General features: G+C 69.1%; 18 protein-coding genes, 1 tRNA gene and 1 pseudogene. 4 read left to right on the top strand and 16 right to left on the bottom strand.

Features of this window, described 5'->3' with window-relative positions; translation table 11 throughout:
* Positions 1-21 precede the first annotated feature (21 nt).
* A complete protein-coding gene (locus ACFQ91_RS03720; RefSeq protein ID WP_198498265.1) occupies positions 22-642 on the top strand; it encodes an NAD(P)-dependent oxidoreductase in 621 nt (206 codons plus the stop codon).
* A gap of 10 nt (positions 643-652) precedes the next feature.
* Here ACFQ91_RS03720 and ACFQ91_RS03715 read toward each other — a convergent pair whose 3' ends face one another.
* The 6 genes and pseudogenes from ACFQ91_RS03715 to ACFQ91_RS03690 form a co-directional block, all read right to left on the bottom strand.
* Positions 653-1,516 carry a hypothetical protein gene (locus ACFQ91_RS03715; protein ID WP_198498264.1) on the bottom strand — a complete coding sequence of 288 codons (864 nt, stop codon included), beginning with the start codon at positions 1,514-1,516 and terminating at the stop codon, positions 653-655.
* A gap of 166 nt (positions 1,517-1,682) precedes the next feature.
* Positions 1,683-3,059: an NAD(P)/FAD-dependent oxidoreductase gene (locus ACFQ91_RS03710; protein WP_198498263.1), complete on the bottom strand. Its 1,377-nt coding sequence runs from the start codon at positions 3,057-3,059 to the stop codon at positions 1,683-1,685.
* Positions 3,060-3,125: 66 nt separating this feature from the next.
* Complete coding sequence (locus ACFQ91_RS03705; protein ID WP_198498262.1) at positions 3,126-4,436, bottom strand: S8 family serine peptidase; 1,311 nt, start codon at positions 4,434-4,436, stop codon at positions 3,126-3,128.
* Positions 4,433-5,371, bottom strand: coding sequence for a Ppx/GppA phosphatase family protein (locus ACFQ91_RS03700; protein WP_198498261.1), 939 nt, complete (start codon positions 5,369-5,371; stop codon positions 4,433-4,435). The genes ACFQ91_RS03705 and ACFQ91_RS03700 overlap by 4 nt, the downstream gene beginning before the upstream one ends.
* Positions 5,372-5,509: 138 nt before the next feature.
* Positions 5,510-5,989: pseudogene (locus ACFQ91_RS03695) on the bottom strand (DUF501 domain-containing protein); the annotation flags it as partial.
* Positions 5,989-6,489 (bottom strand): septum formation initiator family protein, encoded by a 501-nt coding sequence (locus ACFQ91_RS03690; protein ID WP_198498260.1) that lies wholly within the window; start codon positions 6,487-6,489, stop codon positions 5,989-5,991. The gene ACFQ91_RS03690 and the pseudogene ACFQ91_RS03695, both read right to left, overlap by 1 nt.
* 640 nt (positions 6,490-7,129) lie before the next feature.
* Here ACFQ91_RS03690 and ACFQ91_RS03685 point away from each other — a divergent pair.
* Positions 7,130-8,233 carry a DUF559 domain-containing protein gene (locus tag ACFQ91_RS03685; RefSeq protein WP_198498259.1) on the top strand — a complete coding sequence of 368 codons (1,104 nt, stop codon included), beginning with the start codon at positions 7,130-7,132 and terminating at the stop codon, positions 8,231-8,233.
* 421 nt (positions 8,234-8,654) lie between these two features.
* On the opposite strand, the gene eno is transcribed toward ACFQ91_RS03685, so the two are convergent.
* From eno to mfd, 4 genes are all read right to left on the bottom strand, one after another.
* Complete coding sequence (gene eno, locus ACFQ91_RS03680) at positions 8,655-9,935, bottom strand: phosphopyruvate hydratase (RefSeq protein WP_137824267.1); 1,281 nt, start codon at positions 9,933-9,935, stop codon at positions 8,655-8,657.
* Positions 9,936-10,040: 105 nt separating this feature from the next.
* On the bottom strand, positions 10,041-10,883 hold the full coding sequence (locus ACFQ91_RS03675; RefSeq protein ID WP_198498258.1) for a tyrosine-protein phosphatase: 843 nt from the start codon (positions 10,881-10,883) through the stop codon (positions 10,041-10,043).
* Positions 10,880-11,407, bottom strand: a complete 528-nt coding sequence (locus tag ACFQ91_RS03670; protein ID WP_232623534.1) for a MazG nucleotide pyrophosphohydrolase domain-containing protein — start codon at positions 11,405-11,407, stop codon at positions 10,880-10,882. Before ACFQ91_RS03670 ends, ACFQ91_RS03675 begins: the two co-directional genes overlap by 4 nt.
* Before the next feature lie 7 nt (positions 11,408-11,414).
* Positions 11,415-14,948, bottom strand: coding sequence for a transcription-repair coupling factor (gene mfd / locus ACFQ91_RS03665; RefSeq protein WP_232623897.1), 3,534 nt, complete (start codon positions 14,946-14,948; stop codon positions 11,415-11,417).
* A gap of 304 nt (positions 14,949-15,252) precedes the next feature.
* Here mfd and ACFQ91_RS03660 point away from each other — a divergent pair, with 304 nt between their 5' ends.
* Complete coding sequence (locus tag ACFQ91_RS03660; RefSeq protein ID WP_198498256.1) at positions 15,253-15,969, top strand: rhomboid family intramembrane serine protease; 717 nt, start codon at positions 15,253-15,255, stop codon at positions 15,967-15,969.
* 101 nt (positions 15,970-16,070) lie between these two features.
* On the opposite strand, the gene pth is transcribed toward ACFQ91_RS03660, so the two are convergent.
* From pth to ACFQ91_RS03630, 6 genes are all read right to left on the bottom strand, one after another.
* Positions 16,071-16,673: an aminoacyl-tRNA hydrolase gene (gene pth, locus ACFQ91_RS03655; RefSeq protein WP_198498255.1), complete on the bottom strand. Its 603-nt coding sequence runs from the start codon at positions 16,671-16,673 to the stop codon at positions 16,071-16,073.
* 221 nt (positions 16,674-16,894) lie between these two features.
* Positions 16,895-17,542 (bottom strand): 50S ribosomal protein L25/general stress protein Ctc, encoded by a 648-nt coding sequence (locus ACFQ91_RS03650; protein ID WP_198498254.1) that lies wholly within the window; start codon positions 17,540-17,542, stop codon positions 16,895-16,897.
* Between the two features lie 136 nt (positions 17,543-17,678).
* The gene (locus ACFQ91_RS03645) at positions 17,679-18,731 is read right to left on the bottom strand and encodes an alpha/beta fold hydrolase (protein ID WP_198500921.1); all 1,053 of its coding nucleotides are present in this window, start codon (positions 18,729-18,731) and stop codon (positions 17,679-17,681) included.
* 204 nt (positions 18,732-18,935) lie between these two features.
* Positions 18,936-19,907 carry a ribose-phosphate diphosphokinase gene (locus ACFQ91_RS03640; protein ID WP_198498253.1) on the bottom strand — a complete coding sequence of 324 codons (972 nt, stop codon included), beginning with the start codon at positions 19,905-19,907 and terminating at the stop codon, positions 18,936-18,938.
* Positions 19,900-21,357, bottom strand: coding sequence for a bifunctional UDP-N-acetylglucosamine diphosphorylase/glucosamine-1-phosphate N-acetyltransferase GlmU (gene glmU, locus ACFQ91_RS03635; protein ID WP_376871736.1), 1,458 nt, complete (start codon positions 21,355-21,357; stop codon positions 19,900-19,902). The genes ACFQ91_RS03640 and glmU overlap by 8 nt, the downstream gene beginning before the upstream one ends.
* Before the next feature lie 35 nt (positions 21,358-21,392).
* Positions 21,393-21,464: transfer RNA gene (locus ACFQ91_RS03630), tRNA-Gln, on the bottom strand.
* Positions 21,465-21,530: 66 nt separating this feature from the next.
* Between ACFQ91_RS03630 and ACFQ91_RS03625 the strand changes: the two genes are divergently transcribed.
* A complete protein-coding gene (locus ACFQ91_RS03625) occupies positions 21,531-21,959 on the top strand; it encodes a hypothetical protein (protein WP_198498252.1) in 429 nt (142 codons plus the stop codon).
* The last annotated feature ends 75 nt before the right edge of the window (positions 21,960-22,034 follow it).

Genomic DNA, 22,034 nt, shown 5'->3' with positions numbered 1-22,034 from the left:
CACACCACGGAAGGACTCATCATGAGAATCGCACTCTTCGGAGCTTCGGGAATGGTCGGCTCGCGCGTGGCGGCCGAAGCCGCCGGCCGCGGACTCGAGGTCACGGCGATCACCCGCACGGGCACCGAGGTCCCCGGCGTCGCCCGCAGCCTCACCGGCGACATGGCCGATGCCGCCCTCGATGCGCAGGTCGCCGCCGACCACGACGTCATCATCTCCGCCACCGGCCCCAGCCGCACCGGCGGCGACCACGGCGAATGGCTGCAGGCGCTGCAGACCCTCGCCGAGGCCAGCGGCGACACCCCGCTCTACGTCGTCGGCGGCGCCGGATCCCTGCTCGTCGACGGCGAGACGATGCTCAAGGACGCCCCCGGGTTCCCCAGCGCCTACAAGGCCGAGGCGGAGACGGGCACCCGCGCCCTCGAGATGCTCCGGGCAGGCGACTACTCGCCGTGGACGATGCTCTCCCCCGCCCCGGAGATCGCCCCGGGCGAACGCACCGGCTACTACGCCGTCGGCACCGACGCACCCGCCGGTGAACGGATCTCCGCCGAGGACTTCGCCGTCGCCCTCGTCGACGACGTCGAGGATCCCCAGCACGTCGACGCGCGCTTCACCGTGGCGAACTCCGAGGTCAACTGACCTCTGACCCTCAGCTGAGCGAATAGTCCCGGGAGGAGATCGCGAAGCCGTGGTCACCGTTGGTGCACACGACTTCGCGGTCCGCATCGGTCGTGCAGGCGATGCCGTAGGCGATGAGGAGGTCACCGTAGGGCAGGACGGCGGTGTCCGCACCCCACTCCCCGGCATCGGAGAACTGTGTGAACGTCGGATCGCCGTAGGCCTCGAAGCGGGGCCCGCCCGTGGAGGTGAGGACGATCGCCGTCGGCTGCTGCTGCTGGCCCTGATACGTCACAGGCGGCAGGTCCTCGGGGAAGCTGTGGTTGTCGCACCCGAGCAGGTCCTCCTGGAAGCTGCAGTGGTGCTTCCGGGACTCCGTCGTGAAGTAGAGTCCCGCGGCGCCGGTCGCCGTCCCCTCGTACTCCCACGGCAGGACGTGGTAGCCCGCGGGCACGTCGAGGCTCGCCGGCCGCACGACGAAGCGCTGCTCGTCCTTGTCGCACGAGAGCGTGATGTCGTAGTCGGCGACCTCGCTGTCCATCGGGAAGAGACATTCCCACCCGTCGACGATCGTCCCGTGCCCGGCGACGTGCTCGGAGTCATCCCCCTCCCCGCGGGCCAGTGCCTCCAGTGCCGTCCTCGCCTCGTCGCAGTCGGTGTCCTGCGTGCCCTGGTAGATCGCCTGGTCGGTCATCGGTGCGGGAGCGACTCCGCAGTGCCCCACCGGGAGGGAATCCTCGTCGACGAGCGTCTCGTCATCGGTGGGGGCGGGCTTCCCGGCCTCCGTCGCCGAGGTGGGGCCCGGCTGCGGCGCCGACGTGTCCTCACCGCCCCGGGTGCATCCGCTGAGGACGAGCACGGCGACGAGGCTGACGATGGCTGTAGTGCGCTTCATCTCCTCACCGTAGCCTGCGGTCGGGGCGACCGGGCCGGTCGGTCGATAACGGCCTCATCACAACCTCGGCGCCGACACCTGTCGACGACGAAGCCCCGGGAGTGCGATCGCACTCCCGGGGCTTCGGTCTCGCCTGCGGACTCTCATCCGTCAGACGCGGTCAGGATCAGGCCTTGACGGGCTCTTCCTTCTTGGGAACCGGCTTCGACTCCGCAGCCTCGACGAAGCTCTTGCGGGGCACGTCGAGGTCGACGAGCTCCGTGGTGTCGCGACCGAGGACGAAGTTGAGGATCCAGTTGCCGAAGACCTTGACCTTGCGGTCGATGCTCGGGATCGCGTAGCCGTGGTAGGCGCGGTGCATGAGCCATGCGAGGAGACCGCGGGCTTCGAAGTCGCCCATCTGTGAGACGCCCTTGTAGAGGCCGAGACCGGCGACCGATCCGATGGTCTTGTGGAAGTACTGCTTGAACTCGGTCTCTCCGCGCAGGGCGGCGAGCACGTTGGCGGCGAGCACGGGCGCCTGACGCACCGCATGCTGGGCGTTGGGCACGCAGTAGCCGCCGACACCGCCCCCGGAGAGGTCGGGCACCGCGGCATTGTCACCGGCGGCCCATGCCCCTTCGACGACGCCGTCTTCGCCCTCGACACGGAGGTCGGCGCGCACGGTCACGCGGCCGCGCTCGTCGATCGGCAGGTCGGAGTCGATGAGGACGGGGTTGGCCTTGACGCCGGCCGACCACACGATGGTGTCCGCGTCGAACTCCTCGCCGTTCGAGAGCTTGACGCGCTTGTCGGTGCAGTCCTGGAGGAACGTCTCGAGGTAGACGTCGATGCCGCGCTCGCGCAGGTGCTCGACGACCCAGCGGGCCTGTGCCTCGCCGACCTCGGGCATGACGCGGCCGAGGGCCTCGACGAGGACGAAGCGGACGTCGGCCTCGGTGAGGGTCTCGTACTGGGCGATCGCCGAGCGCACGACGTCCTCGAGCTCGGCGAGGAGCTCGATGCCGGCGAAGCCGCCGCCGACGAAGACGAAGGTGAGAGCCTTGCGACGCTCGTCGTCGTCCTCCATGAGGGCGGCGTCGGCGAGGCGGGAGAGGAGGTGGTCGCGCAGCGCGACGGCTTCTTCGATCCGCTTGAGGCCGATCGCGTTCTCCTTGAGGCCGGGGATCGGCAGGGTGCGGGCGACGGAGCCGGCGGCCATGATGATGTGGTCGTAGTCGAGTTCGAACGGCTCATCGTTCTCGGGTTCGACGACGACGAACTTGTCGGCGTGGTTGATCGACGTGACCTTGCCGGTGATGACCTCGGCGCCGGGCAGATTGCGGCGCAACGGCACGACGGCGTGGCGGGGCTCGATCGAGCCGGCGGCCACCTCGGGGAGGAACGGCTGGTACGTCATGTACGGGTTGGGGTCGATGACGGTCACGGTGGCTTCACCGCGGCCGAGATTCTTCAGCAGATTCTGGGCCGTGACGAGACCGAGGTATCCGCCGCCGACGACGAGGATGCGTGGACGCAGTTTCGAGTTTCTGATGAGAGCCATGACCCCATCCTAGGCCCTTGTGAAAACTTTCACTAATCATCATCGACGTCCCAGATGAGACGCGTATCACGGCTCGCCGAGTCGCCTGCGCATCCGCTTCCGGCGGGCGAAGACGATCGCTGCCACGGCGAGGAGGATGAGTCCGATGCCGCCGCCGACGCCGAGTGCGGCGTAGCCGAGCGTCGGCGTCGACTGGGTGGCGACGACGTCCTTCGGCGCGACGGCCTTCGGCTGTTCGCCCTCGGCGGGGGCGGCGGTCTCGGTCTCCGCTGCGCTGCCTTCGGCGCGCCGGTGCATCGTCACCCAGGAGGCGAGATCGTCGGCGGCGCTCGGCACGGTCTTCGGCACATCGGAGTCCATCGCCGCCTGCGGGTCGAGCCGACCCCAGCCGACGGTCGGGTCGGGCTTGTCGGCCGTGCTCTGGCCCGTGTGTCCGGTCACGGGCTTCGCGGTCGAGAGCAGCTTCGCGGCCACCTCGTCGGCGCTGAGGTCGGGGTTGTCCGCGCGGATCAGGGCGGCGACCCCGGAGACGACGGGCGCGGCGAACGAGCAGCCCTGGCCTTCGGCGTACCCGCCGGAGTAGAACGGGATGGGGATGTCGGCGGCGGGGCCCATGAGGTCGACGGCGGTGCCCGGTGCCGTCGAGGCGTCGAGCACCCGGCCGTTCTTCCCGAGTCCGCCGACGCCGATGACGCCGGGCACCGTCGACGGCGACCACGCCTGGGTTGCGCCCTGGGAGGCGTTGCCGACGCAGGCGACGACGAGGACGTCCTTCTCGTAGGCGTACTTGAATGCCTCGTCCCAGCTCGACGGCCACGCGGGGTCGTCCCAGCCCAGGGACATGTTGATGATCTTCGCGCCGTTGTCGACGGACCAGCGGATCGCCTCCGCCGCCTGCTCGCGCGTCGACCCAGAGTCCTTGGGACGGTCGGGGCCGAGCCACATCGAGGCGGAGAGGATCTCCGCGTCCGGGGCCACCCCGATCGGCCCGGCGCCCTCGCCCTGACCGGCGATGACGCCGGCCACGGCGGTGCCGTGGTGGATCGTGTCCTTGCCGCCGATCGGCGTCGTGCCGTCCTTGCCGAGGCCGCTGAAGTCCTTCGCGGCCGTCACGACGTCCTTGAGGTCCTCGTGGTCCTTGTTGACACCCGAGTCGATGACGGCGACCTTGACACCCTTGCCCGTCGTCGTCTTCCACAGCTCTTCGATGCCGTAGTCGCCGATGAACCACTGCCCGGGCCCCGGCTTCGGGGCGGCCAGCGCCGGCTGCGCGGTGCCGACGACGAGTCCGAGGACGAGGCCGATGAGCGCAAGCTTCGTCAGCGCACGGGGTCGGCGCCCGGTGCGCGTCGTCGGCGGTGCGCTGCTCCCGGTCATGACGCGAGGTCGAGGGCGATGCCGTCGAGGATGTCCGTCTCGGAGACGGTGATGGTGAGCTTGCCGCCCGCGGCGCGCACGGCGTCGGCGACCCGGGCGACGACGCGGGCGAAGATCAGCCCGCCGGCGGCGATGACGTCGACGCGTCCGGGGTGCATGTACGGCAGCGCGGCACGGGCCTCACGGTCCATCCGGAGGAGCGCGTCGACCTGGCGTTCGACGTCGGCGACGGTGAGCTTCGCCCCGTGGATGCGCTCGCGCTGGTAGCTGTCGAGGTCGAGGATGCCGGCGGTCAGGGTCGTCACGGTCCCGGCGACGCCGATGAAGGTGCGGGCCGCGGCCAGGTCGACCACCTCGGCGGCGCGATCGAGGTGCTCATCGATGTCGGTCACGGCGGCGCGGACCTGGCCGTCGTCGGGCTGATCGGTGCTCATGTGGCGCTCGGTCAGGCGCACCGATCCGATGTCCATGCTCACCGCGGACTCGACGGCCTCGGTGCCGAGGACGAGCTCCGTCGATCCCCCGCCGAGGTCCATGACGAGGAAGGGGCCCTCGGAGGCGCTGCGGCCCGCCGTCGCGCCGAGGAAGGAGAGGTGGGCCTCCTCATCGCCGGTGATGACGTCGGGGACGACGCCGAGGATCGCGAAGATCCCGGCGAAGAACTCGTCCCGGTTCTTCACGTCCCGGCTCGCCGAGGTGGCGACGAAGCGGATCTTCTCCGGTGCGAACTCTGCGGCGGCATCGGCGTACTCCTGTGTCACGGCGAAGGTGCGCTCGAGCGCTTCGGGGGCGAACTCCCCCGTGGCGTCGACTCCCTGGCCGAGGCGGACGATGCGGGTCTCGCGGAGGAGCTCGGTCATCGTGCCGGCCTCATCGATGTCGGCGACGAGCAGGCGCAGCGAATTGGTTCCGCAGTCGAAGGCGGCTACGCGCATGGTTCTCTCCTAGTCCGTCGTCTGCGAGGCGGCGTCGGCCGATGACGCCGCGGCCGGGGATCCCTGCCCCGTCTCCGAGCCCGCACCCGGGATCGACTCCGCGGTCGCCTCGGCGGGGGTGACGGCAGGGGTGGGAACATCGGTCATCAGTCCGATCGCGCGGTCGCCGATCGGGTTGGCTCCGGGCCCGGCGGCCAGGGCGTGGCCGACGAGGGCGTGAAGGCACTTGACCCGGGTCGGCATGCCGCCGGCGGAGAAGTCCGCGATCTCCTCGACCTCGGCGATGCCGGCGGCGCGGCCGATCTCGGACCGGACGGCGAGATAGGAGTCATGGGCCCGGGCATAGGCGGCGGCGAGCTCGTCGTCGGCGCCGAGCTCCGCGGTCCATTCGGCCATGATCCCCGCCGCTTCGAGGCGGGAGGACTCGGCGACGTAGGCCGGGTGGGTGAGGTAGAAGGTCGTCGGGAAGGGGGTGCCGTCCTCGAGGCGCGGGGCGGTCGCGACGACGAGGGGCTCACCGGTGGTGCTGCGGGCGGCGATGCCGACGACCCCGCGGGGAATGCGTCCGAGCTGCTCCTTCAGCGTTGCGAAGTCCGCCTCGGTGCACTCTGTGATCATCAGTCCGTTCCCGTCGTGTTGCTCGAATTGCCGACCTCCTCGATCGACTCCAGCAACTCAAGGTACCAGGCTTGGCTGCGCTGTGGGCGCGTTGTGTCCGAATCGTCATCGTCTTCCGAGTCCTGGTTGGTGACGATGACAGCGTTCTTGCCCTCTTCGACGTAGTACTGGTCCTCCCTGGCCTTGCGGGCGATGTAGGTCGGATCCTTGAGATTCTCGTTCTTCTCCCGCAGCGCCTCGACCTCGGAGCGGGTGGAGTCGATCTCGTTGTTCAGCGCAGCGATCTGCTGCGCCTGCTTGAGCGCGGAGTTGATCGAGGGGAGGAACGTCACGAGCACGATGGCGATGACGGCAAGGAAGACTCCGGCCTGCCAGGACATCCGGCGGCCGCGCGCATCACGGCTCGCGGTCGCCTCGACGACGGGTTTCGGGCGTCGCCGAGGAGCGGCCTTGCCGGGAGCCGTCTTCGGGGCAGTTCTTCTCGGTTTGCTCGGAACCATGACTCTTCCTCTGCGGCCGGGGATTGGGAAGGCAGCCGCAACACAGATAAGTCTGCCTGGTCGCATCGGGGCGAGCCGGGATTTCCACGCCGTGGCGTGTTCGGTGTCGGGGATTCCGCAGGCGTCGCGATGGCGTGGGAGCCTCTGCGGGAATCCTCGAGCGCGGGCAGGCCTCCGAGGTGGGTGCGAGCGGGACGGTGGCGACGATTAGCAACCGGGCTCAAGCCGCGATTCACACACCGCGCAGATTCACCGACGACCCGCAAGCGCACGCACAACCCGTGAGCCCACGTACGACCCGCAAGCTGCCTGCGCGACAACCCGCAGGCCCACGCACAACCCGCAGCTGCACGAACACCGCGGAACTCTCTGCGCACAACCCTGAGCCGCAGATCCACCGCGTGCACGGGTTGTCTGTGCCGCTCCACGGGCGGGATGCGAGAAACCGCCCGCCGACCGCGCCCCGCTCCGGACCAGCAGCAGCGCTCCCCCGTCCCGCCCGCGCATCCTCACCCCGCCCCTGCCACTGCGCGCCCGCCCGCCCTCGTTATCCACAGCCGCCCACACGCCATCCCCAGAGTTATCCACAGGACGGGAAGTTTCTATTGCGCTTTACTGACGTTTGATGCACTTTGTATCCATGTACCGAATACTGACGACCCAGGAACTCAACCGGCTCGGCTTCACCCACGAGGACATCCGATTCGCTCGCACATGCTGTCTGCTCCGACTCTCGCGCGGGGTCTATGTGGCCAGGCGCGTCTGCACGGTCGAGCGTCATCGCCCGCTCTGGGCGGGCATCGCGGAGAGAACGCATGACGAGCTCGTCGAGCATGGCGACAATCGCGACGCGATCAACGAACTCAGCGCCAAGGTCATGGCCAGGCGCGAACTCCAGTTCCAGCGACGGAACGCGAGGACCGCCTCGGCGACTGATACCGGGGATTCGGGCGCGGTGGGATCCGGGGATTCCGGTGCGGACGAGACGACCGACCACCCGAACCGCGAGGCGCAGTCAGGGGTCGACGTCGAGGTCGTCTCCCACATCTCGGCCGCCCTCGTCCACGGTCTGCCGGTCGCCTACCCGGTCACGCACCAGGTCGAAGTCGTGCGTCCCGGCGTCAACCGCCGGTACCCGAGCCTCCACGTCCGCGGCACGACGATTCCCGCTGCGCACTGGCAGCGCGTGGGCGGGATGCGGGTGACGACGCTCGAGCGCACCCTCGTCGACGTCGCCCGCACGTACAGTCTCGAGATCTCGGTGGCGATGATCGACGACGCCCTCCGGCGCTCACTGACGACGCTGGAGAGGATCCGCGCCGTCGTCGCGCAGGCGGTCGAGAAGCGGAACACGAAGCGGGTCGAGCGCGCCCTCGACCTCGCCGACGGACGTCGCGAATCGCCCGGAGAATCGATCGCCGCCGTCCGCTTCTACCAGCACGGCATCGTCGGGATGGTGCCCCAAGTGACGTTCCCGACCGAGCGGCAGAGGCCCGACATCCGCGTCGACTTCTGCCACAAGGGCGCGCGGCTCATCGTCGAGGTCGACGGAATCGGCAAGCTCTACCTCGGATCCGGCGTACCCCGCGAGGAGCTCGAGAAGGAGCGCCGCCGTGAGCAGTGGCTGCGCGAGCGCGGGTGGCGGGTCATTCGCATCAGCTGGAAGGAACTCTTCGAAGAGGCGAAGTTCAACGAGATCAAGCACGTCGTCATGGCGTCCGCGTCCGCCGCCTCGGCGGGGTGAGGTGCCGCCGGGGAGGGCGTGGGTGCCGCCGGCGCGGGGTGAGGTGTCACCTCGGCGGCGTATCGGGCAGCCGCTGAGCGTGAGGGCACTCCCCCTGCCCTCATGCTCAGCGGCATGAACAACCCCAGGACGGGGAGGGTGTCGCGCTCCGCGGGTGGGATGGCGAGCCACGGGGTGTGCATGGACGGGCACGGTGGACGAACCGCCCAGGGTTGTGCGTAGAACTCCGGGTGGTGCACAGAGTTCCGGGAGGTGGACCGAGCCCAGGGCAGTGGGCCGAGCGCAGGGTTATGCGTGATGTCCCTGGCGGGAGGAGAATCCTTCAAGCGCCGAGGCGGGGGCCGGGTGACCGCGAACGATCACTCGGCCCCCGCCTCGGTGTGGGTGCGACCCGCCGACAGGAATCTGCCGGCCCAGCCCCTCAGGCTTCGAAGCGCGGGAAGGCGCGCTTGCCGGCGTAGCGGGCGGCATCGCCGAGCTGCTCTTCGATGCGCAGCAGCTGGTTGTACTTCGCGACGCGCTCGGACCGAGCGGGCGCGCCCGCCTTGATCTGACCGGCGTTGGTCGCCACGGCGAGGTCGGCGATCGTCGTGTCCTCGGTCTCCCCGGACCGGTGCGAGATCATCGTCGTGTAGCCGTGCGTCTGCGCGAGCTCGACGGCGTCGAGGGTCTCGGTGAGCGTGCCGATCTGGTTGACCTTGACGAGCAGCGAGTTCGCGGTGTCGTTGTCGATGCCGCGCTCGAGGCGCTCCGGGTTGGTGACGAAGAGGTCGTCGCCGACGAGCTGGACCTTCGACCCGATCGCGGCGGTGAGCTTCGCCCAGCCCTCCCAGTCGTTCTCGTCGAGCGGGTCCTCGATCGAGACGAGCGGGTACTTGCTCAGCAGGTCCTCGTAGTAGGCGGCCATGTCCTCGGCCGACTTCTTCTCGCCTTCGAACTCGTAGGCGCCGTCCTTGAAGAACTCCGAGGACGCGACGTCGAGGGCGAGCGCGATGTCACGGCCCGGACGGTGACCGGCGATCTCGATGGCCTCGAGGATGAGGTCGAGGGCCGCGGCGTTCGACTCGAGGTTCGGTGCGAAGCCGCCCTCGTCGCCGAGCCCGGTGGAGAGGCCGCGCTCCTTGAGCACGCCCTTGAGCGCGTGGTAGACCTCGACGCTCCACTGCAGCGCTTCGTGGAAGCTCGCCGCACCGATCGGGGCGATCATGAATTCCTGGATGTCGACGTTCGAGTCGGCATGCGATCCGCCGTTGAGGATGTTCATCATCGGCACCGGCATGACGTGGGCGTTCGGGCCGCCGAGGTACCGGTAGAGCGGGAGATCGGCCGACACCGCTGCCGCACGGGCCACGGCCAGCGAGGTTCCGAGGATCGCATTCGCGCCGAGGCGGGACTTGTTCTCCGTCCCGTCGAGGTCGATGAGCGCCTGGTCGACGAGGCGCTGATCATCGCTTTCGAGGCCGACGATGGCCTCGTGGATCTCATCGATGACGGCTTCGACGGCGTTCGTCACGCCCTTGCCGAGGTAACGCTCGGGATCGCCGTCACGCAGCTCGACGGCCTCGAACTCACCGGTGGAGGCGCCGGAGGGCACTCCCGCGCGACCGACGGACTCGTCGGCCAAGAGCACTTCCACCTCGACGGTGGGGTTGCCCCGGGAATCCAAGATTTCACGGGCGTTTGCGGCAACGATCTCAGCCACTGATTACTCCTTAGCAGTCGGTGTCACATGGGAAACATGTGCCTGCCCGCAAGCTTAGTGCACAACCGGGCACCGCCCGGCCCCGATCGATGCGTGAAACCGGGCCTACGCCGCCTGCCCGTCGCTGACCTGCAGGAGCCGTTCACGCAGCCGCGCCGGAGTCTGCGGATCCATGCCGTTCTCGAGCAGGTACTTCTCCACCGCATCGTTGCCGTACGTCCGATCGAGGGAGGTCAGTATCCCCGCCAGCAGGTCGCGCGGGGCCGAGGTCGCCGCCTCGGCGAGGTTGCCGGAGATGCCGGCATCGGAATAGTTGCGCCTGATGCTCTCGAGGAAGGATCCGCCGAGGTGGTCCTCCGTGGCCGTGTAGTCGTCGAGGATGTCGTCCCGGTCGACCCCGAGGAGGGCGAGGACGAAGGCCGCGACGAGACCGGTGCGGTCCTTGCCGGCCGAGCAGTGGAAGACGACGCCGGTCTCGCAGCGATCGGCGACGGTGTCGACGGCGAGGGCGAGCCGGGGACCGAAGTGGGCGATGAGGTAGTCGTAGATGCGGCGCAGGGACCGGTCGCTGAGGTCGATCCCCGTGGTCTCGGCGAATTCGATCATCTCCTCCTGCGACAGCGGGGCGGCCGGGAAGAACTTGTCCTCGAAGACCGGCAGGGCGATGTAGTCGACGTCGAGGCCCTCGAGCGCATCGGGGTGCTTGGCCCGCTCGCCGATGTCGCGCAGGTCGAGCACCGTCGTGATCCCGAGGCGGGCGAGCTCCTCCCGGGACCGGTCGGTGAGCTGGGCGAGGCCGTCGGCGCGGAACACCCGACCGGTCGCCACCGACGATGCGCCGGCCGCCCCGGCGATGGCCCCGGCTGTCGCTGCTCCCCCGGTCACCGGTGCCCCGCCGAGGTCGCGGAAGTTGAAGGTGCCCTCGATGTCGATCCTGTCCAAGCTCACTCTGCGTCCCTCTCTGCTGGTGGTGCCGCGTCTGCGGCTGCCGCCGTCTGTGCGCGCTCTGCGGCTTTCTGTGCGCGCTCTGCGGCTTTCTGTGCGCGCTCTGCGGCTTTGATCCGACGGTACTCCCTCTCGACGTCGGCCAGTGCCGGCACGGGTCCGCTGCGCCCCTGACCGTCGAAGGTCAGCGGGTGCCGGCGGATGAGTTTGGCCTCGAGCCGCTCGATGACGTCTGTGAGCGTCGTCCCGTAGTCGCTTCCGCCGCTCTCGTCGAGGAGCGCGGCATGGAAGAGGATCTGGTAGAGGACGTCACCGAGTTCGTCGACGACGTGGTCGCGGTTGCCCGGCGACGGGTCGGCGGTGAGATCCTCGAGGGCCTCGATGAGCTCCTCGGTCTCCTCCCGGGCGTACCGCATGAGGCTCCGATGGTCCTGCTCGGACGACCACGGGCACCGTGCGCGCAGCACCGCCATCGCCTCGACGGCACCGTCCAAGCGCTCGGCCATGACCCCCGCGTTCTCGTCCACGGCCGCCTCACACCCCCGCGTCGACGACGTCGGAGGGGACGACCTCGGCGGGTGCGGCGGGCACGATCGCGTCGAGGAACTGGTGGGCCCAGCGGAGGATGTCCGAGTCCGTCATCTCCTTGGCCCCGAACCCGTCACCGGCCATCGGCTTGGGCACGAGGACCGAGCGGATGGCGGGTTTGAGCAGGGACTTCGGGTAGAGGCGCTTGAGCCGCACGAGCTGGGAGTCCTCGAGTTCGACGGGTCCGAAGCGGACGAAATTGCCCTGGACGACGATGTCGCTGACACCGGAGGCCCGGGCGCGGATGCGCAGTCGGGCGACATCGGCGAGAACCCCGACGGCCTCAGGATAGGGACCGTAGCGGTCGACGAGTTCGTCGAGGACCTCCTGGAGTTCGTCCTCGTTCGCCGCCGCCGCGAGCTTCCGGTACGCCTCGAGGCGCAGCCGTTCGTGGTCGACGTAGTCGGCGGGCAGGTGCGCGTCGACGGGCAGTTCGATGCGCATGTCCGCTTCCGGTTCGGTGTCCTCGCCGCGGAAGTTCGCGACGGCCTCCCCGACGAGGCGGACGTAGAGGTCGAAGCCGACCCCTTCGATATGGCCCGACTGCTGACCGCCGAGGAGGTTGCCGGCTCCGCGGATCTCCAGGTCCTTCATCGCCACCTGCATGCCCGCACCGAGCTCGGTGTGCGCGGCCAGTGTCGTGAGACGGTCGAGTGCGGTCTCGGTGAGCTGGGTGTCGGGCGGGTAGAGGAAGTACGCGTACGCGCGTTCGCGACCGCGGCCGACCCGTCCGCGCAGCTGGTGGAGCTGGGAGAGGCCGAACCGGTCGGCGTGGTCGATGATGAGCGTGTTCGCGTTCGCGATGTCGATGCCGGTCTCGACGATCGTCGTGCACACGAGGACGTCGTACTTCTTCTCCCAGAAGTCGACGATGACCTGTTCGAGCCGGTTCTCGTTCATCTTGCCGTGGGCGATCGCGATGCGCGCCTCGGGGACGAGTTCGGCGAGATGCGCGGCGACGGCCTCGATGTCCTTGACCCGGTTGTGGATGAAGAAGACCTGGCCCTCGCGCATGAGCTCTCGCCGGATCGCGGCCTTGACCTGCTGGTCCTCGTACTTCCCGACGTAGGTGAGGACGGGGTGGCGCTCCTCCGGCGGGGTCGCGAGCGTCGACATCTCCCGGATGCCGGTGACCGCCATCTCCAGGGTGCGCGGGATCGGGGTCGCCGACATCGCGAGGACGTCGACGTTGGTCCGCATCGCCTTGAGCGTCTCCTTGTGCTCGACGCCGAAGCGCTGCTCCTCGTCGATGATGACGAGTCCGAGGTTCTTGAACCGCACCTCGCCGCTGAGCAGGCGGTGGGTGCCGATGACGAGGTCGAGCTTGCCGTCGGCGAGGTCGGCGACGACCTTCTCCGATTCCGCCTTCGTCTGGAACCGCGAGAGCGCCCCGACGGTGACGGGGAATCCCGCATAGCGTTCGGCGAAGGTCTCGAAATGCTGTTGGACGAGCAGGGTCGTCGGGACGAGGACGGCGACCTGCTTGCCGTCCTGAATCGCTTTGAAGGCCGCACGCACGGCGATCTCCGTCTTGCCGTAGCCGACGTCGCCGCAGATCAGACGGTCCATCGGCATGGACTTCTCCATGTCGGCCTTGACCTCGTCGATCGTCGTGAGCTGATCGCCGGTCTCGACGTAGTGGAAGGCGTCCTCGAGTTCGCGCTGCCACGGGGTGTCGGGTCCGTACGCGTGGCCGACGGTGGCCTGGCGTGCGGAGTAGAGGCGCACGAGCTCCCCGGCGATCTCCTTGACGGCCTTGCGGGCCTTCGCCTTCGTCGTCTGCCAGTCGGCGCCGCCCATCTTGTTGAGGCTCGGGTTCTCCCCGCCGACGTAGCGGCTGACCTGGTCGAGGGCGTCGCTGGGGACGAAGAGGCGGTCACCGGGCTGCCCGCGTTTGGCGGGCGCGTATTCGATGATGAGGTATTCGCGGGTGTGCTTCGCCGCGCCCTTGCCCGTCGTCCGCTGGGTCATCTCGACGAACCGGCCGACCCCGTGCTGTTCGTGGACGACGAAGTCGCCGGGGGCGAGGTTGAGCGGGTCGACCTGGTTGCGCTTGCGACGGGTCGGCAGTCGGCGCATGTCCCGCGTCGAGGTGGCGGCGGCGCGACCGAGGACGTCGGCTTCGGTGAGCACGGCGAGTTTGAGGTCGTCGAAGACGAAGCCGCCGAACGGCGCGGCCGTCGTCACCGTCACCAGCGCCGGGGGCACATCGGTGGGGTCGTCGACGAAGGTCGCGGGGATGCCGGCCTCGGAGAACACCTCGACCATGCGCTTGCCCGGTCCCTGGCCCTCGGTGAGGACGAGGATCCGCCACTGGTCGTGGATGAGGCCCCTGACATCGGCGAGGATCGCCTCGACGTCCCCGGCGTAGCCCTTCGGGGGTCGGGCCGGGAGGGAGAAGATGTTGTCACCGGGAGCGGCGATCTCGGCGTCGGCGGCGAAGCCCCCGATCTCCCACCACGCGAGCCCGATGAGTTCGGCGCCCTCGCGCATCTCGTCGACTGTGCGGAACGTCGCCGCGGAGAGGTCGATGGGCGTCTCACCGCCGCCGGCGGCCCCCGACCACGCGGCTTCGAGGAACTCGTTCGTCGTCACGACGAGGTCGGCCGCGCGCGCCCGCACGCGCTCGGGTTCGGCGATGATGATCTTCGTGCCCGCCGGCAGGAGCGCGATGAGCGGCTCCATGCCGTCGGCGAGGACCGCAGTGAGCGACTCCATGCCCTCGACGGCGATGCCGGCGGCGATCTTCTCGAGCATGTCGGCAGCCGCCGGCAGGGTCGGGGCGAGCTCGGCGGCGCGTGCCCGCACGGAGTCGGTGAGGAGGAGTTCGCGGACCGGGGGTGCCGAGAGGCGCAGGGGCTCGGCGTCGGCCTCGGCGGCGATCGACCGCTGATCGGTGACGGCGAACTCGCGGATCTCATCGACCTCGTCGCCGAAGAACTCGATGCGCAGGGCGTGATCGGCCGTCGGCGGGAAGATGTCGACGATGCCGCCGCGCACCGCGTACTCGCCGCGACGGGAGACCATGTCGACGCGCGTGTACGCGAGTTCGGTGAGGCGGGCGGAGAGCTCCTCGATGTCGGTCTCGTCGCCGACGGCGACCTCGATCGGCGGGATCTCGCCGAGGCCCTTGGCCAAGGGCTGGAGGAACGCGCGCACGGGGGCGATGACGAAGGTGAGACCGCGGCCGGGCTTGGGGTGGGCGAGGCGGCGGAGGATCTCGAGGCGCTGGCCCACGGTGTCCGACCGGGGTGAGAGCTTCTCATGCGGCAGCGTCTCCCAGCTCGGGAAGACGGCGATCGACTCCGCGGGGACCCAGTCGGCCAGCGACCGCGCGAGGTCCTCGGCTTCGCGGGTCGTGGCGGTGACGATGAGCTGCGGGGAGGTGACCTCGCCCGCGGTCACCGTCCGGCGCAGGATCGAGGGCCACAGTCCGCGGATCGCGTCGATGGTGCCGTGCGTCGTCGCCGGGTCGCCCATGGCTTCGACGAGTTCCGTGACGGCGGGGTTCTGCAGCGTGAGATCGAGTCCGGTGAGCACCCCACAATTCTAGGCCACCCCACGGACACGGGACCCTGCTGTTCGCCGCCGGCGCACTGGGTCGGATCCCGGGCTCACACCCCACGCCCAGTTCAGGGTCACTGCTCACAGCGAACCGCCTCGGCGGGGTCAGGCAATGACCGCACTCCCGGACCCTGGACGGTCAGTGACGGAACGGTCACGATTGCCTCCGCACACGGGTGTCTCTGGGTGTTCTCCAAACTTCGTCTTGGATAATCGGGACATGAGCTCCGACGAATCCCCCCGCTTCACCGCCGAGGAGTCCCGCCTCCTCTTCGGCACCGACTCACCGTCTCCCGCCCAGCCCCAGGTGGGAGCCCAGCCGTCGCTGCGAGACCGCGTCAGATCGGCGGTCGGCCGCGGCGGCGGACTCTCACGGTTCGCGCCGGTCTTCGTCCTCCTCGCCCTCATGTGGATCATCGAGATCGTCGATGCGATCCTGCCCGCCGACCTCGACCTCCTCGGTCTCCAGGCCTGGAATCCGATCTCGCTCTACGGCGTCATCACCTCCCCGCTCCTCCACGCCGGGTTCGGGCATCTGCTCGCCAACACGTTCCCATTCCTCGTCCTCGGCCTCTTCATCGCCGCCGAGGGCGCACGCCGCTTCTGGCTCGTCACGGCGGTCACCGCGGTCGTCGCCGGGGTCGGGGCGTGGCTGACGACGATGCCGGGGACGTACATCGTCGGCGCCTCGGGGATCGTCTTCGGCTACTTCGGCTACCTCGCGGTGCGGACGTGGTTCACCGACGACGTCCTCCGCAAGATCATCTACTTCACGATCGGGTTCTTCATCTTCATCACCTACGGGGCCTCCCTCGTCTTCGGGATGCTCCCGCAGGCCAACGGCGTCTCGTGGCAGGGTCATCTCTTCGGCTTCATCGGCGGCGTCCTCGCCGCGTGGCTCATCCACCGCAGGCAGGGCTCGCGCACGACGGCGTGAGTGGTCCGGCTGCCGTGAACGGTCCTGTCGGCGTGAGCGCGGTGTCCGCGCAGATCTGAACCGACCTCGCCGAGGCGGTCCGCCCGTTGCGCGGCCCCGGTTCAGCTGCGGGCGTGGAACTTCTCCTGAACGGGCAGCAGGCCGTCGATGATGAGCATCTCGACGGCGTCGGCGACGTCGGAGACGAAGATCGGCAGCGTGGTGCGCTCATCCTTCGAGAAGGGCCGGAGCACGTAGTCGGCGGTGTCCTGGCGTCCGGGCGGGCGGCCGACGCCCGCGCGAATGCGCACGTAGTCCTTCGTGCCCAGCGACGAGGTCATCGACCGCAGGCCGTTGTGGCCGCCCTCTCCCCCGCCGATCTTCGCCTTGATCGTGTCGAAGGGCAGGTCGACGTCGTCATGGACGGCGATGATGCGGTCGGGGTCGATGCCGTAGAAGTCGGCGAGTCGGCGGACCGGGCCGCCGGAGTTGTTCATGTACCCCGTCGAGGTGGCCAGCACGACCCGTGGGCCGGGGACGCCGGGCACGCGGCCGTGCGGCAGCCGCCCGGTTCCCGCGTTCGCCGCCATCTTCGTCCGCTTGAGGGTGATCCCGCACCGCTGGGCGAGGTCGCCGACGACCATCTGACCGATGTTGTGCCGGGTCGCCGCGTACTCCGGGCCCGGATTGCCGAGTCCGAAGACCAGCCATGGTTCGCTGCTCATCGCAGTCCTCTCCTCATTCGTCCCCCGCCGCCTCGGCGAACCGTGCAGCGGCCAGCTGCGCACACGTCCGAACCGACGCGACGCGCTAGTCCGGCCGCGTCCGCTCACTCCAACACGTCCCACACTATGCAGTTCGGCGGGCCGCCATGGTGGCGGCCCGCCGAATCAGCGACTCACTAGACGGTGGCCGGTCTCAGACCAGCGCGGTCAGACCAACGCGGTCACTCCTCGTCGGAGGACTCGTCCTCGGAAGCGGCCTCGTCGGTCGACTCCTCGTCCGTGGTCTCCTCGTCGGTGGTCTCGTCGGCGTCGGACTCGGTGTCCATCTCGACCTCTTCGGAGATGTTGACGATGAGCAGCTCGGGGTCGGCGACGAGTTCGACGCCGGAGGGCAGCTCGACCTGGTCGGCGAGGATGTGCTCGCCGGCCGGGCGGCCTTCGACGTTGACCTCGAAGAGCTCGGGCAGCTTGGTCGCGTCGGCGAGGACGGCGAGCGTCGACTCGACCTGCGAGACCATGGTGCCGGGCGCGGCGTCGCCGATGACGTGGACGGGGACGTCGACCTCGATCTTCTCACCGCGCTTGACGATGATGAGGTCGACGTGCTCGATGTCGCGGCGGACGGGCTCGATCTGGACGTCGCGGGCGATCGCGAGGACGTTCTTCGATCCGTCGGTGCTCTCGATCTCGAGCAGCGCGTTGGCGTGCTTGAGGGCCATCATCGTGGCGTGGCCGTCGAGCGAGACGTGGACGGGGTCGCCGCCGTGGCCGTAGACGACCGCGGGGATGCGACCGGCGCGGCGGATGCGCCGTGCTGCGCCCTTGCCGAATTCGTCACGGGGTTCGGCGATGAGTTTGAAGTCAGCCATTTTCTCTCCTTCGTGGTGATTGCTCATGCACCACGGCGAAACAGCCAGCCGCACTCGGGTGCCGGGCACCGCAGGAGTGGGTCAGGACCGCGTCGATCACGGAAGCAGAGCCGCTTCCCTCGCCGAGGCAACCCGACTATTCTACGGCACCCTCCGAGGCTGCTCCAAGTCGCGAGGTCACCGCACTCACGCACGCCTCGATGCCCTCGGGAGTGAGCAGGATGTCGTAGTGGTTCGTGCCCGGCACCTCGACGATCCGCATCCGCGGCCACTCCTCGGCGAATCCCGCGACGACCGCGGGCGGGTAGAGTCCCGGTTCGGCGGCGACGAGGTCGCGTTCGGCGCAGAGGAACGTCACGTCGGCCTGGCGTTCGTCATCGCCCATCACTGCCGCGAGTGCTGCGGGGTAGGCCGTCCCTGTGTACATGTCCGCGGAGTCGGCCTGCATCGCCTCGACCGACGTCGAGGGCTGGAACGTGTCGTCGTCCTTCGCCGCGAGGTCGTAGACGAAGCTCTCGGTCGCGACCGTGTCGAGACCGTCGACGAAGGCGGGGTGGGCGGCGAAGAACGCGAGGTACTCCTCGACGGTGTCGAAGCTCATCGACAGCCGCTCGGCGGCCGGGCCGAGGACCGCGGCGATGAGATCGTCGGTGTCGAGCGCGGCGTTGAGCCCATCGTCGCCGTCACGGTCGGAGCCCTCGGCGGACGCCGGGTCCTCCCCCGCACCCGGCAGGGCGAGCGGGAGGGGAAGTCCCCCGTCGATGAGGACAGGGCCGCGGAAGCGGACGGTCGCCTCGGCGGCCTCCCGGCCATCGCTGTCGAGGGCGGCCGGCAGACCGGCCAGGGTCATCGCGACGAAGCCGCCCATCGAATGGCCGACGAGGGTGACGACACTCGAATCGGAGAACGTGTTGATCGCTGCGAGCACGTCCTCGGCATGCGCGAGCATCCCGAAGGGAGCCCCGAGGAGCCGGGAGTCGGCCCGTCCGCGCAGGTCGGGACCGATGATGCGGACACCGGGCAGGAGCGGGACGAGACCGGCGAAGAAGAGGTGGTTCGAGGTGATCCCGTGGATGACGCAGACGGTGGGCACGGGCCCGGGTTCGGCGGAGACCGGCTCCCAGACGCCGACGGAGAGCTGTCCTCCGGCGACGTCCACCCGGTAGCGGTTGTAGTCGTGGGTCGACATCGTCACGGCTCCCTTCCTCGGCTCACTCCTCAGTGTAGAACGCCCGAGCGCCCCGCTGGCCGCTCAGCCGCCCCGACTGCAGCCTGCCGAACCCAGCATGCCGACCGCAGCATGCCGACGGCAGCACGACGACCGCAGAAACCGGTCGGTGAATACCGAACGCACCCCCGCCGGCGGCAAGGGTGCGTTCGCAGGTGCGGGAGCTCAGACCTCGAAGAGGCTCGTCACCGACCCGTCCTCGAAGACCTCGTGGACGGCGCGGGCGATGAGCGGGGCGATCGAGAGCACCGTGAGCTTGTCGAAGAGCTTGTCCTCGGTCAGCGGCAGCGTGTTCGTGACGATGACCTCCTCGGCAACGGAGTTCTCGAGGCGCTCGACGGCGGGTCCGGAGAAGACGGCGTGGGTCGAGACGACGATGACGTTCTTCGCGCCGGCCGCCATGCAGGCGTCGGCGGCCTGGACGATCGTGCCGCCGGTGTCGATCATGTCGTCGACGAGCACGCACGTGCGGCCCTCGACCTCACCGACGACGCGGTTGGCCTTCGTCTCGTTCGGCCGGGTGATGTCGCGGGTCTTGTGGATGAAGGCCAGCGGCACGCCGCCGAGCGCGTTCGACCAGTTCTCCGCGACCTTGATGCGGCCGGCATCGGGCGAGACGACGGCGAGGTCGCCGGGGTACTTGTCCTTGACGTACCCGGCGAGGATCGGCATCGCGATGAGGTGGTCGACGGGACCGTCGAAGTAGCCCTGGATCTGCGCGGTGTGGAGGTCGACGGTGATGATGCGGTCGGCGCCGGCCGTCTTGTAGAGGTCGGCGACGAGGCGCGCGGAGATCGGCTCACGGCCGCGGTGCTTCTTGTCCTGGCGCGCGTAGGGGAAGAACGGTGCGATGACCGTGATCCGCTTCGCCGAGGCGCGCTTGAGGGCGTCGACCATGATGAGCTGCTCCATCAGCCATTCGTTGATGGGAGCGCTGTGCGACTGGAGGACGAAGACGTCGCAGCCGCGCACCGACTCGGAGAACCGGACGTAGATCTCGCCGTTGGCGAAGTTGTAGATGTCGGTGGGGAGCAGTTCCGTCCCCAGGTTCTCCGCGACCTGCTCAGCGAGTTCGGGGTTCGCCCGCCCGCTGACCAGAACGAGCTTCTTGTCGCCCGCCGTCGTTATCTCATTCACTGATCCGCTCCCCCTCGGATGCGGCCTCGGCGGCCCGCGCTGCGGGCGTGCCGGGGCGATTGGCTTCAACCCAGCCCTCCAGGTTGCGCTGCGGTGCCACATTGATGGCGAGCGCCCCTGCAGGGACATCCTTGCGCACGACGGTGCCGGCACCCGAGTAGGCGCCGTCGCCCACCGTCACAGGAGCGACGTACATGTTGTCCGAGCCCATCCGTGCATGCTTGCCGACCGTCGTGCGGTGCTTGGCGACGCCGTCGTAGTTGACGAACACCGAGGCGGCGCCGATGTTCGTGCCCTCCCCGATCTCCGCATCGCCGACGTAGGAGAGGTGGGGCACCTTCGCCCCGGGTCCGATCTCCGCGTTCTTCGTCTCGACGAACGTGCCGATCTTCCCGTCAGCGCCGAGGTTGGTCCCCGGACGCAGGTAGGCGAACGGTCCGACGCTGGCTCCGGGGCCGACGATCGCGAGCTCCGAATGCGTGCGCATGACCTGGGCTCCGGCCCCCACCTCGGTGTCCTTGAGCGTCGAATCGGGGCCGACGACGGCGCCGTCCCCGATGTCGGTGGCGCCGAGGAGCTGGACTCCGGGCAGGAGCGTGACGTCCTGGCCGAGGGAGACGTCGACGTCGATCCACGTCGTGTCCGGGTCGATGATCGACACGCCCGCGCGCATCCACTTCTCGCAGGTGCGGCGGTTGAGTTCCTTGCCCAGCTGCGCGAGCTGGACGCGGTCGTTCGCGCCCTCGACCTGCCAGAGGTCGTCGGTGGCGGTCGCCGCGACGGGCAGGCCGGCGTCATGGGAGACGGCGACGACGTCGGTGAGGTACTTCTCGCCCTGGGCGTTGTCGGTCGTCAGGGACGACAGGCCCGTCCGCAGGGCGGCGGCGTCGAAGGCGTAGATGCCGGAGTTGATCTCGTGGATCGCGCGCTCGGCCTCGGTGGCGTCCTTCTGCTCGACGATGCGCAGGAGGTTGCCGGCGCCGTCGCGGACGATGCGTCCGTAGCCGGTGGGGTCGCCCACCTCGGCGGAGAGGACGGTGACGGCATTGCGCTCGCCTTCGTGGACCTCGACGAGGCCGGTGATCGTCTCCGTCGTCAGCAGCGGCACGTCGCCGTAGGTGACGACGACGGTGCCGTCGAGGTCGGCGGGCAGCTGGGTGAGCGCGCATTCGGTGGCGCGTCCGGTGCCGGGCACCTCGTCCTGGTCGGCGACGAGGACGGTGCGCGTCGAAGTGATCGAGAGATCCTCGAGGTGGGCGACGAGCTGGTCGCGCTCGTGCCGGACGACGACGACGAGGTGGTCGGGAGAGGTCCCCGCCGCCGCGGCGATCGCGTGGTGGAGGAGGGAGCGACCGCCGATGGGGTGCATGACCTTCGGCAGTGCCGACTTCATCCGGGTGCCCTGGCCGGCGGCCAGGACGATGACGGCTACGGGTCGGGTCTGCGGCATGTGAAAAGAATCCTTCGCAAGTCGGATGGGGCCAGCTCCGCCCATAGGATTCGAACCTATACTGCACGGCTCCAAAGGCCGGCGTGCTGCCATTACACCAGGGCGGAACAGCGTGCGCCAGTCAATCAGGGCCCGCGCTCACGAGACACCATCATGCCATTACGATGAACGGTATGGAAATTCTGCGCGAGGTACTGCTCACCCTTCATCTTATCGGCATGGCGATCATCGTGGGAGGCTATTTCACGGTCATCCGCGCCCCTCGCGTGCTGCCCGGAATGCTCCATGCCTCGTACCTCCAGCTCGTCACCGGACTCCTCCTCGTCGGGCTCGCGGAGATGGGTGACGGCCAGGTCGACCACATGAAGATCGGCATCAAGCTCGTCGTCGCGATCCTCGTCACGGTCTTCGCCTTCATCGGCAACCGGCAGCAGAAGCGGTACGCCGCGGGACTCGACGACGGCGGACTCGCTGCAGGCGGCACGGCCGGCACGGGTGCCGGTGGTGCTGCCGTGGCGACGAAGAACCCCTCGGCGACGATGGCGCATCTCACGTTCGCGTTCGCGATCATCAACGTCCTCGTCGCGGTCTTCGTCGGCTGACCCGCGTCCTCAGCACGCCCGCGGGCGTGGGGAAACCCGGCGCCGAGCTGTTCATCGCTGTGCTGACGGGCGCCC

This window comes from Brevibacterium sp. NPDC056726, from assembly GCF_042790515.1.
Lineage (GTDB): Bacteria > Actinomycetota > Actinomycetes > Actinomycetales > Brevibacteriaceae > Brevibacterium > Brevibacterium sanguinis.
The sequence above is the reverse complement of the archived record's forward strand: the minus strand, read 5'-3'. Positions and strand labels throughout refer to the sequence as shown.

Coding starts and splice junctions, on each gene's coding strand:
- ACFQ91_RS03685 (WP_198498259.1), top strand. CDS start 7,130: ATGTACCGAATACTGACGACCCAGGAACTCAACCGGCTCGGCTTCACC.
- ACFQ91_RS03650 (WP_198498254.1), bottom strand. CDS start 17,542: ATGGCTGACTTCAAACTCATCGCCGAACCCCGTGACGAATTCGGCAAG.
- ACFQ91_RS03720 (WP_198498265.1), top strand. CDS start 22: ATGAGAATCGCACTCTTCGGAGCTTCGGGAATGGTCGGCTCGCGCGTG.
- ACFQ91_RS03690 (WP_198498260.1), bottom strand. CDS start 6,489: ATGGTTCCGAGCAAACCGAGAAGAACTGCCCCGAAGACGGCTCCCGGC.
- ACFQ91_RS03645 (WP_198500921.1), bottom strand. CDS start 18,731: ATGTCGACCCACGACTACAACCGCTACCGGGTGGACGTCGCCGGAGGA.
- pth (WP_198498255.1), bottom strand. CDS start 16,673: ATGAGCAGCGAACCATGGCTGGTCTTCGGACTCGGCAATCCGGGCCCG.
- ACFQ91_RS03660 (WP_198498256.1), top strand. CDS start 15,253: ATGAGCTCCGACGAATCCCCCCGCTTCACCGCCGAGGAGTCCCGCCTC.
- mfd (WP_232623897.1), bottom strand. CDS start 14,948: ATGGGCGACCCGGCGACGACGCACGGCACCATCGACGCGATCCGCGGA.
- ACFQ91_RS03700 (WP_198498261.1), bottom strand. CDS start 5,371: ATGCGCGTAGCCGCCTTCGACTGCGGAACCAATTCGCTGCGCCTGCTC.
- ACFQ91_RS03715 (WP_198498264.1), bottom strand. CDS start 1,516: ATGAAGCGCACTACAGCCATCGTCAGCCTCGTCGCCGTGCTCGTCCTC.
- glmU (WP_376871736.1), bottom strand. CDS start 21,357: ATGCCGCAGACCCGACCCGTAGCCGTCATCGTCCTGGCCGCCGGCCAG.
- ACFQ91_RS03625 (WP_198498252.1), top strand. CDS start 21,531: ATGGAAATTCTGCGCGAGGTACTGCTCACCCTTCATCTTATCGGCATG.
- ACFQ91_RS03710 (WP_198498263.1), bottom strand. CDS start 3,059: ATGGCTCTCATCAGAAACTCGAAACTGCGTCCACGCATCCTCGTCGTC.
- ACFQ91_RS03705 (WP_198498262.1), bottom strand. CDS start 4,436: ATGACCGGGAGCAGCGCACCGCCGACGACGCGCACCGGGCGCCGACCC.